The 18519-nt window shown below is 71.0% G+C and carries 8 protein-coding genes; all 8 read right to left on the minus strand.

The window, feature by feature from the left end; all coding sequences use genetic code 11:
* Positions 1-2 precede the first annotated feature (2 nt).
* The gene (locus OHA89_RS10725) at positions 3-1079 is read right to left on the minus strand and encodes a Gfo/Idh/MocA family protein (RefSeq protein ID WP_266614533.1); all 1077 of its coding nucleotides are present in this window, start codon (positions 1077-1079) and stop codon (positions 3-5) included.
* Positions 1076-2236, minus strand: a complete 1161-nt coding sequence (locus tag OHA89_RS10730) for a DegT/DnrJ/EryC1/StrS family aminotransferase (RefSeq protein ID WP_266614534.1) — start codon at positions 2234-2236, stop codon at positions 1076-1078. The genes OHA89_RS10725 and OHA89_RS10730 overlap by 4 nt, the downstream gene beginning before the upstream one ends.
* Before the next feature lie 226 nt (positions 2237-2462).
* On the minus strand, positions 2463-3275 hold the full coding sequence (locus OHA89_RS10735) for a shikimate dehydrogenase (RefSeq protein ID WP_266614536.1): 813 nt from the start codon (positions 3273-3275) through the stop codon (positions 2463-2465).
* Entirely contained in the window at positions 3272-4531 is a 1260-nt protein-coding gene (locus OHA89_RS10740) for a 3-deoxy-7-phosphoheptulonate synthase (RefSeq protein ID WP_266614538.1), read from the minus strand. Before OHA89_RS10740 ends, OHA89_RS10735 begins: the two co-directional genes overlap by 4 nt.
* Before the next feature lies 1 nt (position 4532).
* A complete protein-coding gene (locus OHA89_RS10745) occupies positions 4533-5600 on the minus strand; it encodes a 3-dehydroquinate synthase (RefSeq protein WP_266614540.1) in 1068 nt (355 codons plus the stop codon).
* A gap of 6 nt (positions 5601-5606) precedes the next feature.
* Positions 5607-6950 (minus strand): NAD(P)/FAD-dependent oxidoreductase, encoded by a 1344-nt coding sequence (locus OHA89_RS10750; RefSeq protein WP_266614542.1) that lies wholly within the window; start codon positions 6948-6950, stop codon positions 5607-5609.
* Positions 6951-7035: 85 nt separating this feature from the next.
* A complete protein-coding gene (locus OHA89_RS10755; RefSeq protein ID WP_215142576.1) occupies positions 7036-7812 on the minus strand; it encodes an arylamine N-acetyltransferase in 777 nt (258 codons plus the stop codon).
* Between the two features lie 16 nt (positions 7813-7828).
* Positions 7829-18472: a type I polyketide synthase gene (locus tag OHA89_RS10760; protein ID WP_406366009.1), complete on the minus strand. Its 10644-nt coding sequence runs from the start codon at positions 18470-18472 to the stop codon at positions 7829-7831.
* Positions 18473-18519 lie beyond the last annotated feature (47 nt).

The following is an 18519-nucleotide window of genomic DNA, read 5'->3' on the forward strand; positions in this document are numbered from 1 at the left end:
CGCTAGGCGGGCACCACGTTCCGGGCGCGCACGGAGCGGGCCGACGCGTAGAAGTCCTCGATGACGCGGACCGTCGTACGGGCCTCGCCGATGGACCTGCCGCGGTTGCCCGGATCCGTCAGGATTCCGGCGAGGCCGTCCAGCTGGCGCCGGTACTCGTTGCCGATCGGCTCGTCCGGCACCGGGATGGACGTGGTGGTGCCTTCGCGGGTCAGCAACAGCGTCGACTGGGGCCGGCGGTTGGGGCTGAAGCCGAAGGTGCAGCTGAGCTCGGCGGTTCCACCGCTGCCCACGACCTGGATCGTGGAGACGTCCAGCGCCTCGTGCGAGGCCCAGCTGGCGTGCAAGGAGACCGAGACGCCGTCTTCGCGGACGAAGAAGCCCCGGGCGGTGTCCTCGACGTCGCCGTCGGCGTCGGCCGCGGGCTGGTCGTGCCGCCATGCCGCGCTCCACGAACCCATGTTCACGAAGTCGTTCGCCGTCACGCCGACGACCTGTGTGAAGCGGGCCGGACCGAGCAGGGACGCGAGGGTGTCGAGCAGGTGCCATCCGAGGTCGAACAGCACACCGCCGCCGGCCTTGCTGCGCTGGGTGAACCAACCGCCGGCCTTGGGGATGCCGCGCGCCCGGACCCAGGACAGGTCGACGTGCCGGATGTGACCGAGGTCGGGCACCAGAGCCGCCAGGGCTCCCACGTCGCTGCGGTAGGGGGCCGCGCTGCCCGCCAGCAGCATGGCGCCGCCGCTGCGTTCGGCGGCCGCCAGGGTGTCTGCCTCGTCGGAGGTCAGGCAGACCGGCTTCTCGAGGAAGACGGAGATGCCCTTGCCGAGCAGGGCCGCGGCCACCTCGGCATGCAGGAAGTTGGGTACGGCGACGACGGCGAGGTCGACCGACCGGGCGGTGAGCGCGTCCACCGTCGGGTACACGGGAATGCCCAGCGCACGGTCGAATGCCGCGCGCGCCGCCGGTTCGGTGTCGGTGACGGCCACCACTTCGAAGTCGGCGTGCTCTCTCAGCAGGGGGAGCCACAGCTCCCGCCCCGCCCAGCCGAGCCCGACGATGGCCACCCTGACGCTCATGCGGTGCTCACCGCGTCGGCGATGATCGCGGCGGTCAGGTGCAGGTCTTCCTCGCTCGCGAGCAGCGTGCGGTGGTGCAGCCAGATGCAGTCCTGGCTGATGGCCTCCGAGTTGGGGCAGCGCTCCGCGAGCTCGTCCGGGGTCGCGTCGGGCGCGCCGATCTCCCAGAAGGCGTCGGTGCGGTAGATCGCGCGGAATCCCGCGAACGCCGGCAGGCCGGCCTCCACGAGCCGGTCGACCAGGGCGTTGCGGTCGTCCTCGCCCATGCCGGGCACCCGGAACATGGCCATGTAGTGCGAGGGGACGTCAGTGCGCTCGTCACCGCGCTGCGGAACCACGCCGTCGATCGACTCGAGCAGCTTGGAGAGCAGGGCCCAGCGCTCGTGGCGCGTCGCTATCTGATCGTCCAGGCGGCGCAGCTGGGCCCGCAGGACCGCGGCCGAGAACTCGCCCAGTCGCAGGTTGGAGCCGGCGATCGCGTGACGGTACCGGCGGTCGGTACGAGGCCGTCCGCAGCTGTGCCGCAGGAACGCGTTCTCGTACATCTCCGAATCCGGGAACAGCACGGCGCCGCCCTCGCCGGCGGTCATCAGCTTGCCGTTCTGGAAGCTGAACGCGGCGACCGAACCGAGCTCGCCTACGCGCTTGCCCTGCCAGCGGGCGCCGTGGGCGTGCGCGGCGTCCTGGAGCAGCGGGACGCCCGTATCGGCGGAGAGCTTGTCCAGTGCGTCCATGTCCGCCAGGTAGCCCGCCATGTGGACCGGCATGATCGCCCGGGTCCGCGAGGTCACGGCTGCGGCCGCCGCAGCCACGTCGATGGAGTAGGTGTCCGGGTCGACGTCCACCGGGACCGCGACGGCGCCGAGTCGCTGCGCCGCCTGGGAGGACGAGATGAAGGTGAAGGCCGGGACGATGACTTCGGAGCCCGGTCCGACGCCCATGACCTGGAGGGCGAGTTCCAGTGCGTGGGTTCCGTTGGTGACCGCGAGGGCGTGGGCGGCACCGTGGTGCTCGGCGAACTCCTGCTCGAAGGAATCGACTTCACTCCCGCCCATCCGCCACCACTGGCCCTGCTCGAGTGCACGGATGAGCCCTTCCCGCTCACTCTCGTCATACTGGGGCCACTGGGGGAATTCCGGCGCCTGTCGCACGTTCATGTTTCTCCAAGGAATGGATCTGACTCGACGCGAGGTGCGAAACGGGCGGAGCAGCGTGCCACAGAGAAAGACGCGCGCGCACGAGCACTTGCCGTCGAGATCGCGGAAGAGGCGCACACTCCGCCCCGTGCAGCGTCATGTGCAGTCAGAATGAGCTGAATTACCGTCCAGCGTAGAGCGCTGCCTGCGACGGCGCATCCCTAGATTTGGTAGTTGCACCCATAATTCAGTTCAGATCGAAGAAAGCTCGATAGGAATTCAGTTGCCCCTCGAGCATGTGAATACCGTGATGGATGGGGTGTCCCAGTGCGGCTGCTTCACGGAGGAGCCGCGTCTCACGGGGTTTCATGACGATATCGGCCACCACACTGTCCGGCGGCAAGGAGTCCAAGGGGAACGGAAGCGGATCGTCGGTGCGCATTCCGAGCGGTGTGGCGTTCACGGCGATGTCGATGTCCCGCAGGTGCGGTCCGTCCGAGGCGCATATCCGGCCCGGCCAGTACGTGCCGAGGCGGGCGACCAGCGCGCCGAGCTTCGGGGCGTCCACGTCGTACACCTCCAGCCGGTCGACACCGGCCGTCAGCAGCGCCACGGCGACGGCGCATCCCGCGCCGCCGGCTCCGACGAGCGCCACCCGCCTGCCTCGGGGGTCGTGCCCGGCGCCTACGAGACCCGCCACGAATCCCGAACCGTCGAAGTTCTCGGCGAGCCAGCTGCCGTCGGCCTCCCGGCGCAGCACGTTCGCACTTCCGACGATGTCCACGTTCAGGCCGCACCGGTCGGCCAGCCTGCGGACGGCCACCTTGTGGGGCACCGTGATGAACATGCCGTCGAGGTTGTCCACCCGCTGCAGCCCTCGCACGACGTGCTCGAGGTTCTCCGGCCGGGCGTGCACCGGAACGACCACCGCGTCGATCCCGAGGCGCGCGAAGAGCGGATTCATCAGCGTGGGCGCCTGGACCTGAGCGACGGGATCCCCCAGCACGGCATACAGCCGGGTGGTGCCCGTGATGGGGATCCCGGGAGGCTGTCCGGTCATCGCAGCGCTGCCTCGGCGACACGGGCGGCCGCGAATTCGGCGACCTGGAAGGCGAGTTCCATCGACTGTTCCGCGTTGAGGCGGGGATCGCAGGCCGTCTGGTAGCGGGCCGGCAGGTCGGCTTCGGTCAGTCCCGAGGGACCGCCGAGACATTCCGTGACGTCGTCACCCGTCACTTCGACGTGAATGCCGCCGGGGTGGGTGCCCAGCCGGCGGTGGACTTCGAAGAACCCGGCGATCTCGTCGGCTATGCGCAGGACGTCGCGGGTCTTGTATCCGTTGGCCGACGTGTGGGTGTTGCCGTGCATCGGATCGCACTGCCAGATCACCTGGTGACCGGAGGCGGTGACCTTCTCCACGATCGGCGGCAGCACGTCACGGACCTGTGTGTGCCCCATGCGGCTGACCAGCGTCAGTCGCCCGGGTTCATGGTGCGGGTCGAGCCGCCGCACGTATTCGACGGCCATTTCCGGGGTCGTGCCCGGACCTATCTTGAGGCCGATCGGGTTGGAGAGGAGTTCCGCGAACGCGATGTGCGCGCCGTCGAGCTGACGGGTGCGCTCGCCGATCCACAGGAAATGCCCCAGCCCGCTGGACAGTCGGGGCTCCGGCCCCGTCGTGTCCACCCGCAGCAAGGACTTCTCGTAGTCGAGCAGCAGCGCCTCGTGGCCGACGTGGACGTCGTGGAACGAACGGACCAGGGCCATCGCGCGTGCCGCGTCGGCGTGGGCCCGCAGCATCCGGCTGGGATCGGCCGTCCGGGCCGCGAGCGTGGGCTCGACGGAGTTGATCACGTCGCCGCGGTAGACGGGCAGCCCCAGTGCGTCGACGGCCTGGGAACGGGGCTTGGCGTACTGGCCGGCCATGCGGGCGATCTTGACCACGGGCAGTCCGGTGCCGGCGGCGAGCACGGCGGCCATGTCCACGAGCGTCCGCAGATTGGCCCGCACATGGGCTTCGGTGTTCCCGGCGAAGGTTTCGGCGCAGTCACCGCCCTGGAGCAGGAACGCCTCGCCGCGCGCGACCGCGGCGAGCTGCCTGCTCAGCCGTGCCGTCTCGGCCGGCGCCACGATCGGCTCGGACCGGCTCAGCAGTTCCACCGCGTCTCTGGCCCGTTGCGGGTCCGGCCAGACGGGTTGCTGCGCTGCCGGCCGGGCCAGCGCTGCCTCCAGCCGGACGAACAGCGGACGGTCCACCGCTGGGGCAGCGACGGCCGGTCCGTCGAGATCGGCCGGCCACTGGGTCACAAGCTTCATTTCAAACCACATCGATCGTGGAGGCTCCGAGCGCGGCGTCGCCGACGAGGTCGGCCATCCGTGCCCGGGGCATCCGGTCCAGGACCCGCGCGACCACTTCGTGGGGCACGTCGCTCACCAGTTCCGCGCCCTTCGGGCCGTCCAGAACGAAGCCGAGTCCGGTCATCGCCTTCTTGTCGTGCCGCATCAGGTCCATGAGGACCGCGGGATCGGCCTCGGCCGGCAGGGCGGTGGGGAGACCGTAATGCCGGACGATGTCGTGGTGTTCCTCCACCCGCGCCTGGTCGATCCGGCCCAGGGCGCCGGCGAGCCTGCCCGCGAAGACCGTCCCGATGGCCACCGCCTCGCCGTGGCGCAGCGCGAAGTCGGTGGCCTTCTCCAGCGCATGGCCCAGCGTGTGGCCGTAGTTGAGCAGGTGCCGGAGTCCGGTGTCCCGCTCGTCCTGCTCCACGATGCCGGCCTTGAGGGTGACACTGGCGGTGATCTGCTCTTCCAGCGACAGCCCGCGCAGGTCGGCAGCGCCGATGAAGTGGCAGCGGGCGATCTCGCCGAGACCGTTCAGCAGCTCCCGGCGCGGCAGGGTCGACAGGTAGTCCGTATCGCACAGCACCGCGCTGGGCTGCCAGTACGCACCGACCAGGTTCTTGCCGGCCGGGAGGTTCACCGCCGTCTTCCCGCCGACGCTGGCGTCCACTTGGGCGAGCAGCGTCGTCGGGAGGTGGATCACGGGGACGCCACGGTGGTAGAGCGCCGCCGCGAGCCCGACCACATCGGTGGTCGTGCCGCCGCCGCAGGAGACGACGACGTCGGACCGGGTGAGCCCGAACCGTACGAACTCACCGCACAGCGCCTCCACCGTGGCGAGGGTCTTGTCCTGCTCGCCGTCCCGGGCCGGCAGCAGCAGGGTTTCCACACCAGTGTCCGGCACCCATTCCTCCGGGCGGGCCGACACCACTACGGCCCGCCTGGCGCCCAGCCGTTGGATGATCTCGGCGAGCGACGTACGCACCCCCGGGCCGATGAGGACGTCGTACGAATGGTCTCTGAGGCGCAGAGGAATGGAAGCCATCACGTTCTACCGACCCGCCGTCGCCCTGTGTGCGCGCGCCGCGGCCCGCTCCTTACGGTCGAATTCGTCCAGCTGGGGATAGGCCGGGCAGCCGTACACCCGCTTGAACGGAGCGAACGTGTCCCATTCGGTCCGCCGCCGCATTTCCTGTGCCATGGGGTTGTGCTCACTCCAGAAGTCGCCGCCGATGAGCCGGATCACGTACTTCTCCAGGGCCTCGCGCCGCGTGAAGCGGGCGGCGTCGGCGGCAACCGACACCAGCTCGCCCTCGTAGTAGGCGTGGATGAGGCGGATGTACGTGTCGTAGCCCGTCTTGAAGTAGTTGGAATACGTGTCGAACAGGCGGCCCTCCGCCGCGGGGTCGGCCAGCGCCGCCCCGAGGGTCTCGGCCGCGCGGACGGCGGTGGCCGTCGCCACCAGCACGCCGCCGGAGAACATCGGGTCGCCGAAGCAGCCGGCGTCTCCGACCATGAGCCAGCCGGGCCCGGTGACCGTGTCCGAGTGGTAGCAGTAGTCGGTCTCGACCCTGAGGTCCGTGGTGGGGCGGGTTCCGGTCAGGCGCGCGGTGATCCTGGGGATCCTGGCCACGTGCTCCTCGAACGCCTTCTCGGTCGTCGTCTTGCGCAGCACGTCGCGCGGCATGACCGTGCCCACGCTGATGGCGTCCTTGGACAGCGGGATCGCCCAGACCCAGCCGTCGTCGTGGGCGCCGACCTGGATGTCGCCCTCGACGCCGAGGTTGTGGCTCTCGTCGAGTCCTTCGTAGTGGCGGAACACCGCCACCATGCGGAGCTTCTCGAGGGTCTTGCGCAGCCCGAAGCGGTTGGCGATCCGGCCCGCGCGGCCGCTCGCGTCGACCACGTAGGCCGAACGCAGCTCGTGGCCCTGGCCCTCGCGTTCGTAGCGGACGCCGACCATCCGGTCACCGTCCATGAGCAGCTCGGTCACGTTGGCCCCGAAGAGGACCTTCGCGCCGGCCGCCTCGGCCTGGTCGGCGAGCATCTTGTCGAACTTGGCGCGCTCGACCTGGAAGGCGCTCCGGTGCCGTCCTTCACCCTGCTTGGTGAAGTCCGCGCGGAAGACGCCCTCAAAGAACTTCGTCTCGGTCGGGTCGATGAACTCGCCGCCGAACTTGGGGACGTAGCCCTGCGCCTCCACCGCCTCGCGCAGCCCGATCTGGTCGAACAGGCCCATCATGTAAGGCAGCAGGGACTCGCCTATGTGGAATCGGGGGAACTCGTCCTTCTCCAGCAGCACCACGTTGTGGCCCTGCCGGGCGAGGACCAGGGCGCTCACCGCGCCGGCCGGTCCTCCGCCAATCACTATTACATCAGCCGATTCTCTTTCCATTGTGTTCTCCCTTTCGCGTTCCAACTCGTTTCGAATTTCATTTCGGGATGAGCGGTGTTACGTGTGGGGGGTGGGAGTGCAAATTTCAGCTGAGCGGGCCGGACAGAATGCTGGTGATCAGCGTCCGGTGCTCGTCGTCATCCATGATCGTGCGTACCTGTTCACGGCCGTCACGGACCGTCAGGTACCGCCGCTGTTTCATCACGACCTGACCGTTCTCGAAAGTGCGGCCGCACAGCACTTCCTTGTCGTCATGCCGTTCCGGATCCGACAGGATCCCCCGGAAGCAGTCCTCCAGTTCCTTCCAGTCGTCCCACTCCCGGGATTTCATCGTGAAGGTGTAGACGACGCTCCACCTGGTCACCGCTCCTCGGCGCTGCAGAGCGATCTCGGATCCGTGGTCTACCAGCCTGAACTGGCTTCCGTACTGGGACTGCACCGCGTCGGAGACCAGCAGCGGCTCCATGTAGGAAGGGCCCGGGTAGCCGACGTCCACGAGCCATTCGTCACCGTCCAGGGAGACCCGGTTGAACATGTGCTCGACGCCGAGCCCGAAGGTGTCCCAGCCGGTGGCGGTGCTGCCCGCGATCAGCGTGACGTCGTAGCCCAGCTCACGCAGAAGCCTGAAGAACATCCGGTTCAGGTGGTAACACGCCCCGCCCTGCCCGTTGATGATGCTCTTCTCGAAAATGGCGTCCTCGTCGAGGTCGACGATGTCGATCCCGTCGCCGAGGTCATAGGCGAAGCTGTTGTACGGAAGCGCCAGGAGGTGGCTCTTGTGCAGTTTCCGCAGCGTCCCGATGTCCACACCGGTCTCTCCGTCACAGCCGATGCGCTGCAAATACCTGTTCACGTCGAACATGTCATCACCCTCTCTTTCAGACGGAGATCGCTACGGGACGCGCGGCCTCGTCGCCGCACATCAGCTCGTGCAGGTACCCGGCGAGCAGTCCTGGCGTCGGGTAGTCGAAGACGAGGTTGGGGGAGAGCTTCGTCTCGGTGATGTTGCGCAGCCGGTTACGGAGCTCGATGGCGGTCAGGGAGTCGAAGCCGATCTCGAAGAGCCCCTGGTCCGCGTCGAAGTGGTACGTCGGGCTGTAGCCCAGAACGGCGGCCACCTGGGCCCGCACCAGGTCGAGCAGGACCTTCGCCTGATCGGCGGCGGACAGTCCGGCCAGCCTTTCGGACAGCTGGCGGGGATCCTCGCTCGCGCCCGCGGCCTGCACCTGCTGCCGGCCCGCCCGTACCAGGCCGCGCAGCAGATGCGGGACTCCCCCGCCTGCCGCGGCCTGGGTGCGCAGCGTCCGCAGGTCCAGCTTGACCGGTACCAGCAGCGCGTGGCCGGAGCCCACGGCGGCGTCGAACAGTTCCATGCCCTCCGCCGGGGTGATCGGCAGCAGGCCGCCACGCCGGTTCATCCGGTTCCTGGTGAGGTCGTCGATGTGTTCCGCCATGCCGTTGGTCTGCTCCCACAGGCCCCAGGCCAGCGACAGACCCGGCAGGCCCGCCGCCCGGCGGCCGGCCATCAGGCCGTCCAGGAAGGCGTTCGCCGCCGCGTAACTACCGCTGCCGGCGCCCATGAAGACCGCCGAGACGGAGGAGTAGACGACGAAGGCGTCGAGGTCCAGGCCCCGGGTCAGCTCGTCGAGGTGCCGCACCGCGTCCACCTTGGGTGCGAACACCCTCGCCAGCCGCTCCGGAGTCAGCATCCCGATCACGCCGTCATCGGTCACACCTGCGGTGTGCACGACACCGGTCAGGCGGTGCTCGGCCGGCACGGAGGCCAGCAGGGCCTCCACCTGGGCGCGGTCGGACACGTCACAGGCCACCGCCGACACCGCAGCGCCCTGCTCGGTGAGCTCGGCGACCAGTTCCGCCATGCCCTCGGCGTCCGGACCACGGCGGCTGGCCAGCATCAGATGCCGTACGCCGTGCCGCGAGACCAGATGGCGGGCCACCAGGCCGCCCAGCGAACCTGCGCCCGAGACGAGGACGGTTCCCTCCGGCCCGAACACCGCCGGAACGTCCGGGGCTTGATCGGCGACCCGGGCGAGCCGGGGTACGGAGAGGGCCCTGCCGCGCACCGCGACCTGCGGCTCGCCGCTGGCCAGTACCGCTGCCAGCGCCTGTTCCACATCGCCTTCGGCAGCGGGGTCGGTGTCCAGCAGGATGATGCGGTCGGGGTTCTCGGCCTGGGCTGCACGCACCAGACCCCATACCGCCGCTCCGGCCGGGTCGGTCACCGCGCCGTCACCGGCGGGTACCGCGCCTCGGGTCGCGACCACCAGCCGCGACTCCTCCAGCCCGGTCCCTGCCAGCCAGCACTGCACGACCTCCAGCACCTGGCAGGCGAGGCCCAGCACCGCGTCCTCGCCCTCGGTGCTGCCGCCGACGGCTTCCATGACCGCCATCGCCGGTGCCACCGCGCCCGATTCCACATCGTCGGCCAGCGTCGCCACCTGTTCGGCGGTGGTCACCGCCACCCATGAAGGCGCGGGTTCCGTTCCCTGAGTCAGGGGCAGCTCGTTCCACTTCACCTGGAACAACGCGTCGGCGCCCGGCGTGCCCGCAGCCGTCTCCAGCTGCTCGGTGGACACCACGCGGCCCACCAGCGAGTCCATCGTCACGACCAGGCCGCCGGTCTCGTCCGCCGCCTGGAACGACATCGCGTCGTCCTCGTTGCGTGCGATGCGCACGCGCAGCACCGAGGCACCGGCCGCGTACAGCTCCAGCCCGTTCCATGCGAACGGCAGTTGCAGCTCCTGGTCGTCCTCTTCACCCTCGATGTTGCCATCGGCGGCCGCCGCGGCAGCGGTGAGCATCGCCGAGTGCAGGGCCGCGTCCAGCAGTGCGGGGTGGATGCCGAACTTCTCGGCCTCCTTGCGGTGCTCCTCGGGCAGGGCGACCTCGGCGAAGAGTTCCTCGCCTCGCCGCCATACCGCCTGCACGCCCTTGAACGCGGGGCCGTACCCGTACCCCACCTCGGCGAGCTGGCCGTAGCCGCTGCTGATGTCCACCTGCTTCGCGCCGGCCGGCGGCCAGGCAGCGAAGTCGAACCCGGTGCCGCTGCCGTTCGCCCGGACCGTGACGGCCAGCATGCCGGTGGCGTGCCGGGTCCATGTGTCCGTGCCGCCCTGGCCGGTGGCGTCCTCGCGCTGGGAGTACACGTCCACCGTGCGCGAGCCGTTCTCACGCGGTCCGCCGACCACGACCTGGACGCGTACGCCGCCGTGCTCGGGCACCACCAGCGGCGCCTCGATCACGAGTTCTTCCAGGACGCCGCATCCGGCCTCGTCGCCGGCGCGTACCGCGAGCTCCACCAGACCGGTGCCCGGGACGAGCACCACACCGCGGACGCGGTGGTCGGCCAGCCACGGGTGCGTGCGCAGTGCCAGGCGGGAGGTGAAGATGAACCCGTCGGAATGCGGCAGCTGCACCACGGCGCCCAGCATCGGGTGATCGGCCCCGGCAAGGCCCAGCGAGGTCGCGTCGGTCGGCTGCCCGGCCGGCTGGAGCCAGTAGTGCTGGTGGTCGAAGGCGTACGTCGGCAGGTCCACGCGCCCAGACGTCGCCGTCTGCGGCAGGACCGCACTCCAGTCGACGGCCACACCGCGGACGAACAGCTCGGCCATCGAGGCCAGCAGCCGTCGCGGACCGCCGTCCTCACGCCGCAGCGAACCGGTCACCACCGCGTCGGTGTCGGTGTCGTCGGCGGTCTCGGTGATCGGCTGGACCAGCACCGGGTGGGCGCTGACCTCGACGAACACCCGGTGGCCCTGCTCGAGCAGGGCGGCCACGGCCGGGCCGAAGCCCACCTGGCCCCGCAGGTTGCGGTACCAGTACTCGCCGTCCAGGACGTCGGCGTCCTCGACCCAGGTACCGGTGACCGTCGAATAGAACGGTACGTTCGGCGCCAGGGCGCCGACCCCGGCCAGCTCCTCGGCGAGCGCGTCGCGGATGTCCTCCACGTGCCGCGTGTGCGAGGCGTAATCCACCGCGACCCGACGCACCCGGACACCCTCGGCGGACAGGGCCTCCAGGGCCTCGTCCAGCGCCTGCGCGTCACCGGCGATCACTACGGAGGACGGCCCGTTGACCGCGGCCACCTCGACCCGGTCCGCCCACGGCTGGATCCGCGCGACCGCCTCGTCCTCGGACAGGGCGACCGACGCCATACCACCACGGCCGGCCAGCTCCGACGCGATCACCTGGCTGCGCTGTGCCACGACGCGCGCCGCGTCCTCCAGCGAGAGCCCACCCGCCACACAGGCGGCGGCGATCTCACCCTGAGAGTGGCCGAGTACGGCGTCCGGCTTGACGCCCAGGGACGACCACACCGCCGCCAGGCCCACCATCACGGCGAAGCTGGCCGGCTGCAGTACGTCGACCCGCTCGATGAGCTCGGGTTCGGTCTCGCCGCGCAGTACGTCGATCAGCGACCAGTCGACCCACGGCTCCAGGGCGGCGGCGCATTCCGCGATCCGCTCCGCGAAGACCGGGGAGGAGTCGAGCAGTTCACGGCCCATGCCGGACCACTGCGAGCCCTGACCCGGGAACACCCACACGACCTTGCCCGGCGTACCCGAACCGGCACTGCCGGACACGACACCAGCCGTGCTCTCGCCCCGAGCCAGCGCCTCCAGCCCGGACAGAGCCTCCTGATCCGAGCCGGCCACGATCACCGCACGCTCACCGAAGACCGCGCGGTCCGACACCAGAGCTCCGGCCACACCCGCCAACGACACCCCGTCGGCGCCCTCGACGAATTCCGCGAGCCGCCCGGCCTGACGCGAGAGCGAACCGGCGCTGCGCGCGGAGATCACCAACGGCACCGCACCAGCGGGCGCCTGCTCTTCGGAAACGGGCTCCGCCGACTCGGCGGGCGCCTCTTCCAGGATCAGGTGCGCGTTCGTCCCGCTGATTCCGAACGAGGAGACGCCGGCCCGGCGCGGATGGCCGTTCTGCGGCCACTCACGGGCCTCGGTCAGCAGCTCGACGGCACCCGCCGACCAGTCCACCTGGCTCGTGGGCTCGTCCACGTGCAGCGTGGGAGGCATGACGCCGTGGCGCAGCGCCTGCACCATCTTGATCACACTGGCCACGCCGGCAGCCGCCTGCGAATGACCGATGTTGGACTTGAGCGAACCCAACCACAGCGGCTGCTCCGGGTTCCGGTCCCGCCCGTAGGTCGCGAGGAGCGCCTGCGCCTCGATCGGGTCACCCAGGGCCGTACCGGTTCCGTGACCCTCCACCACGTCCACATCGGACGGGGAAAGCCCGGCGCTGTCCAGGGCCCTGCGGATCACCCGCTGCTGCGAGGGACCGTTCGGCGCCGTCAGACCGTTCGACGCACCGTCCTGGTTCACCGCACTGCCACGGAGCACCGCCAGCACCCGGTGACCACGCTCACGCGCCACCGACAACCGCTCCAACGCCACCACGCCCACGCCCTCGGCCCAACCGGTGCCGTCGGCGCCGTCGGCGTAGGACTTGCAGCGCCCGTCACGGGCCAGGCCGCGCTGCCGGGAGAACTCCACGAAGGTGCCGGGGGACGCCATCACCGTCGCGCCGCCCGCGAGTGCCATCGAGCACTCGCCCTGGCGCAGCGCCTGCGCGGCCAGGTGCATCGCCACCAGCGAGGACGAACAGGCGGTGTCGATGGTGACCGCCGGGCCCTCGAAACCGAATACGTACGACACACGGCCGGACGCCACACTCGCCGCCGAGGCCGTGGCCGCGAAGCCCTCCAGCTCCGGCGCCTCGCCGGCGCCCGCCCCGTAGCCCTGGCTGGATACGCCGGAGAACACTCCGACGTCGGTGCCCTTCATCGAGGCCGGGTCGATGCCGGCCTGCTCCATGGCCTCCCAGGAGGTCTCCAGCAGCACACGCTGCTGGGGGTCCATCGCCAGCGCCTCGCGCGGCGAGATCCCGAAGAACACCGGGTCGAAGAGCCCTGCCCCGCGCAGGAAGCCGCCCTGAGTGGTGTACGAGGTGCCCGTGCTCTCGGGGTCCGAATCGAAAAGACCGTCCAGGTCCCAGCCACGGTCGTCCGGGAAGGCCGACATGCCCTCACGGCCCTCGGACACCAGCCGCCACAGACCCTCGGGATCCGTGACACCGCCCGGCAGCCGGCAGGCCATCCCGACGATCGCGATCGGCTCGTCGGGATCGGCGACGACGGCCACAGCCGAGGCAGGGGCGTCGGCCACCGTGTCTCCGAGCTCGTCGCGCAGGTAGCGGGCGAGCGCCAGCGGGGTCGGGTAGTCGAAGACCAGCGTGGCCGGAAGCTTCAGACCGGTCTCCTCACGGAGCCGGTTGCGCAGTTCCACGGAGATGAGCGAGTCGAACCCGGCGTCCTTGAACGCCGTCTCCGCCCCGACCCCGCCCGGCCCGGTGTGCCCGAGGACGAGCGCGACCTGCGCACGCACCAGGTCGAGGAGCAGTGCCTCCTGCTCCGCCGCGCTGAGCCCGGCCAGGCGACGGACCAGCCCGCCTTCCCCGGCGGACGCCGCCCGCGCCAGCTGCCGGCCCGCTCGTACCAGGCCCCGCATCAGGGGCGGCACTCCCGCACCGGCCGCCGCGTCGGCTCGCACGCTGCGCAGGTCCAGCTTGACCGGCACCACCAGCGCCTGCCCGGACGCCACAGCGGCATCGAACAGTTCCATGCCCTCCACGGCGGATATCGCCTGCACACCACCGCGGTTCATACGCGCCTGGTCGGCGCCGCTGAGGTGGGCGGTCATGCCGTTGATCTGCTCCCACAGGCCCCAGGCCAGCGACAGACCCGGCAGGCCCGCCGCGCGACGGCCGGCCACCAGCCCGTCCAGGAAGGCGTTCGCCGCGCCGTAGTTGCCCTGACCGGCCGATCCGAACACGCCCGAGGCGGACGAGAACACGACGAACGCGTCGAGGTCCATGCCGCGGGTCAGCTCGTCGAGGTGGCGCACCGCGTCCACCTTCGGCGCGAACACCCTCGCCAGCCGCTCCGGGGTCTGCGCCGCGATCACACCGTCATCCAGCACACCCGCGGTGTGCACCACACCGGTCAGGGGGTGCTCGGCCGGGACCGAGGCCAGCAGGGACTGCACCTGGGCCCGGTCGGACACGTCACAGGCCGCCACGGACACCGCGGCACCCTGCTCGGTCAGCTCGGCGACCAGGTCCGCCATGCCCTCGGCATCCGCACCGCGACGGCTGGCCAGCACCAGACTCCGTACACCGTGCCGGATGACCAGATGACGGGCCACCAGGGCGCCCAACGAACCGGCGCCGGTCACCAGGACCGTGCCTTCCGGTCCGAACACCACCGGAGCGTCCGGGGTCTGAGCGGCGGTGCGCGCGAGCCGGGGAACCGACAGCACCGTGCCGCGGGCCGCGACCTGCGGCTCGCCACTGGCCAGCACCGCGCCCAGCACCGGCTCCACATCGCCTTCGCCGGTGGGATCGGCGTCGATCAGGATGATCCGCTCGGGGTTCTCGGCCTGGGCGGCACGCACCAGACCCCACACCGCCGAACCGGCCGGGTCGCTCACCGCGCCGTCACCGGCAGGCACCGCGCCACGGGTCACCACGACCAGCCGCGACTCCTCCAGCCCGGTCCCGGCCAGCCACGCCTGTACGACCTCCAGCACCCGGGAGGACAGGGCCAGGACCGCGTTCTCGCCGTCAGCGCTGCCCACGGCCTCCAGGAGCGCCACCGCGGGGACTTCCGCGCCCTCGGCCAGAGCCACCACGTCATCGGCGACGGACACCGGCGCCCACGACGGCGACGGCTCCGACCCCTGAACCGCGGGCAGTTCGGTCCACTCCACCTGGAACAGCGAGTTGGCGGTCACGGTGTCCGCCGCCGTCTCCAGCTGCTCGGCCGACACCGGCCGGGACACCAGCGAGTCCAGCGTCACGACCAGGCCACCTGCCTCGTCCGCCGCCGTCAGCGACACGGCACCGGGCCCGCCGGGCGCCATGCGCACCCGCAGCGCCGTGGCACCCGCGGCGTGCAGCTCCAGCCCGTTCCACGCGAACGGCAGCACCGGCCGCCCGGATTCCTCGCCCGTCGTGCCCGTCGCAGCGCCGAACATGCCGGTGTGCAGGGCAGCGTCCAGCAGCGCGGGGTGGATGCCGTACCTGGCGGCTTCCTTGCGGTGCTCCTCGGGCAGGGAGGCCTCGGCGAAGAGTTCCTCGCCGCGCCGCCACACCGCGCGCAAGCCCTGGAACACCGGACCGTAGCCGTAACCACTCTCGACCAGGCCGGCGTAGAAGTCCCCGACCTCGACCGGCTGCGCACCGGCCGGCGGCCAGGCGGTGAAGTCGAACCCGGTCCCGCTGCCACCGGCCTGGGAGGTGGCCGACAGCATGCCGGTGGCGTGCCGCGCCCACGTATCCGCGCCGCCGTCGTCGATCAGGTCCTCGCGCTGGGAGTACACGTCCACCGTGCGCGAGCCGTTCGCGCCCGCACTGCCGACCGCGACCAGTACCCGTACGCCGCCGTGCTCGGGCACCACCAGCGGCGCTTCGATCACGAGCTCTTCCAGGACCCCGCACCCGACCTCGTCACCGGCCCGTACGGACAGCTCCACGAGCCCGGTGCCCGCGACGAGCACGACACCGCCGACCCTGTGATCGGCCAGCCAGGGGTGCGTCCGCAGCGACAGCCTCGAGGTGAAGACCAGCCCGTCCGACTGCGGCAGCCGCACCACGGCGCCCAGCAGCGGATGATCGGCGGTCGTCTGTCCCAACGAGGCGGCGTCCGTCGCCTGCCCGGCCGGCTCGAGCCAGTAGTGCTGGTGGTCGAAGGCGTACGTCGGCAGGTCCGCCCACGCGGGCCCCGCCGTCCGCGGCAGCACACCGCTCCAGTCCACGGCCACACCGCGGACGAACAGCTCGGCCACCGAAGTCAGCAGCGTCTGCTCCTCCGGGCGGCCGTCGCGCAGGGCGGCGATGCATGCCACCTCGGCGTCCGCGGCGGTGGCCGTCTCCTCCACCAGGCCGGTCAGGGCCGCCCCCGGACCCAGTTCGACGAACAGCGTGCCGCCGTATTCCACCGCGGCCGCGATCCCCTCGGCGAACCGCACCGGCCGGCGCACGTGCCCGGCCCAGTACTGCGGGTCGGCGAGCTCACCGGGCTCGGCCAGCCGCCCGGTCACGTTCGAGACCACCGGAATCGCCGGCGTCTGCCACGCGACCCCGGTCAGCTCCGCGGCGAACTCGGCCAGCATCGGCTCCATCCGCAGCGAATGGAACGCGTGCGAGACCGCCAGCCGCTTCGTCTTGTGTCCCCGCTCCCGCATCCGGTCGGCCGCGGTGAGGACCACCGCCTCCTCACCGGAGAGGACCACCGAGGACGGGCCGTTGACCGCCGCGATCTCCACGCCCTCGCCCAGCAGCCCGGCGACCTCTTCCTCGGTCGCCGCCACCGCGACCATCGCCCCGCCGGGCGGCAGCGCCTGCATCAGCCGGCCCCGGGCCGCGACCACCCGCGCCGCGTCCTGCAGCGACAGCGCGCCCGCCGCGTACGCGGCGGTGATCTCGCCGACCGAGTGGCCGATCACCACGTCCGGCCGCACGCCCCAGGACTCCACCAGCCGGAACAGTGCGCTCTCCACGGCGAACAGGCCCGCCTGCGTGAACACCGTCTGGTTGAGGAGTTCGGCGCTGCCGGGCACTCGGCCCAGCACCACGTCGCGTACCGGGTGGTCGACCCACCCGGCCAGACGCGCGTCCAGCTGCTCGCACGCCTCGTCCAGTGCCTGCGCGAACACCGGGTACCGGTCGTACAGCTCCTGGCCCATGCCCACGCGCTGCGAGCCCTGGCCCGGGAACACCCACACGACCTTGTCCGGCGCACCGGAAACGGCCGCGCTGCCGGACACCACACCGGGCGCGCTCTCGCCCCGTGCCAGCGCCTGCAGCCCGGCCAGCGCCTCCTGGTCCGAGCCGCCCACGACCACCGCGCGCTCGCCCAGCAGGGCACGGCCCGACACCAGCGCGCCCGCCACGCCCGCCAGCGACACCTCGTCGGCGGCAGTCTCCAGGTACGAAGCCAGGCGCCCGGCCTGACCGGCCAGGGAACCGGCGCTCCGCGCCGACACCACCAACGGCACCACACCCGCAGGAGCCGACTCGGCCGGGACGGACTCCGCCTCCTCGGCGGGCGCCTCTTCCAGAATCACGTGCGCGTTCGTGCCACTGACACCGAACGAGGACACACCGGCGCGGCGCGGACGGCCGTTCTGCGGCCACTCGCGCGCCTCGGTCAGCAGCTCGACGGCGCCCTCGGTCCAGTCCACCTGCGTCGTGGGCTTCTCCACGTGCAGCGTGGGGGGCATGACGCCGTGCCGGATCGCCTGCACCATCTTGATCACACCGGCCACACCCGCGGCGGCCTGCGTGTGACCGATGTTCGACTTCAGCGAGCCCAGCCACAACGGCTGCTCCGGCTCCCGGCCCTGGCCGTAGGTCGCCAGCAGCGCCTGCGCCTCGATCGGGTCACCCAGGGCCGTACCGGTCCCGTGGGCCTCCACCACATCCACATCCGCCGCGACCAGCCCTGCGTTGGCCAGCGCCTTGCGGATCACCCGCTGCTGCGAGGGACCGTTCGGCGCGGTCAGGCCATTGGAAGCGCCGTCCTGGTTCACGGCGCTGCTGCGCAGCACCGCCAGCACCTGGTGCCCGCGCTCGCGCGCCACCGACAGCCGCTCCAGCACCAGCACTCCGACGCCCTCGGCCCAGCCCGTGCCGTCCGCGCCGTCCGCGAACGCCCTGCAGCGTCCGTCGCCGGCCAGTACCCGCTGCCGGGAGAACGCCACGAAGGTGCCGGGCGTCGCCATGACCGTCGCGCCGCCGGCGAGCGCCATCGAGCACTCGCCCTGGCGCAGGGCCTGCGCGGCCAGGTGCATCGTCACCAGCGAGGACGAACACGCGGTGTCCACCGTGACCGCCGGGCCCTCGAGGCCGAGTACGTACGACACCCGGCCCGACGCCACGCTCGACGCCCCGCCCGTGCCCGCGAAGCCCTCCAGCTCCGGCGGAATCGCACCGACACCGGCCCCGTATCCCTGGGTGAACACCCCGGAGAACACGCCGACATCGGTGCCCTTCAGCGAGACCGGGTCGATACCGGCGCCCTCGAGCGCCTCCCACGAGGTCTCCAGCAGCAGGCGCTGCTGCGGATCCATCACCACCGCCTCGCGCGGGGAAATTCCGAAGAACCCCGCGTCGAAGCGCCCCGCACCCTGAAGGAACCCACCCTGATCGGTGTAAGAGGTACCCGCGTGGTCGGGGTCCGGGTCGAACAGACCCTCCAAGTCCCATCCACGGTCTTCGGGGAAGGACGACATCGCGTCCCGGCCCTCGGACACCAAGCGCCACAAGTCCTCCGGCCCCGTCACGCCACCCGGGAACCGGCACGCCATTCCGACGATCGCGATCGGCTCATCGGCATGGGATGAGCCCTGCTGACGCAGGGTGTGCAACTCGGTCGTGACGCGCTTGAGGTACTTGAGGAGTTTTTCGTCCGTGGCCATTCTTTAGTCCTTACGAAGATTTGATGGAACCGCAAAGCCTTGAACTG

The organism is Streptomyces sp. NBC_01546 (genome assembly GCF_045208355.1).
GTDB lineage: Bacteria > Actinomycetota > Actinomycetes > Streptomycetales > Streptomycetaceae > Streptomyces.

Excerpts from the sequence above, each read along its gene's own strand:
- OHA89_RS10740 (WP_266614538.1), bottom strand. The coding sequence starts at position 4,531 with ATGAAGCTTGTGACCCAGTGGCCGGCCGATCTCGACGGACCGGCCGTC.
- OHA89_RS10730 (WP_266614534.1), bottom strand. The coding sequence starts at position 2,236 with ATGAACGTGCGACAGGCGCCGGAATTCCCCCAGTGGCCCCAGTATGAC.
- OHA89_RS10760 (WP_406366009.1), bottom strand. The coding sequence starts at position 18,472 with ATGGCCACGGACGAAAAACTCCTCAAGTACCTCAAGCGCGTCACGACC.
- OHA89_RS10725 (WP_266614533.1), bottom strand. The coding sequence starts at position 1,079 with ATGAGCGTCAGGGTGGCCATCGTCGGGCTCGGCTGGGCGGGGCGGGAG.
- OHA89_RS10735 (WP_266614536.1), bottom strand. The coding sequence starts at position 3,275 with ATGACCGGACAGCCTCCCGGGATCCCCATCACGGGCACCACCCGGCTG.
- OHA89_RS10750 (WP_266614542.1), bottom strand. The coding sequence starts at position 6,950 with ATGGAAAGAGAATCGGCTGATGTAATAGTGATTGGCGGAGGACCGGCC.
- OHA89_RS10745 (WP_266614540.1), bottom strand. The coding sequence starts at position 5,600 with ATGGCTTCCATTCCTCTGCGCCTCAGAGACCATTCGTACGACGTCCTC.
- OHA89_RS10755 (WP_215142576.1), bottom strand. The coding sequence starts at position 7,812 with ATGTTCGACGTGAACAGGTATTTGCAGCGCATCGGCTGTGACGGAGAG.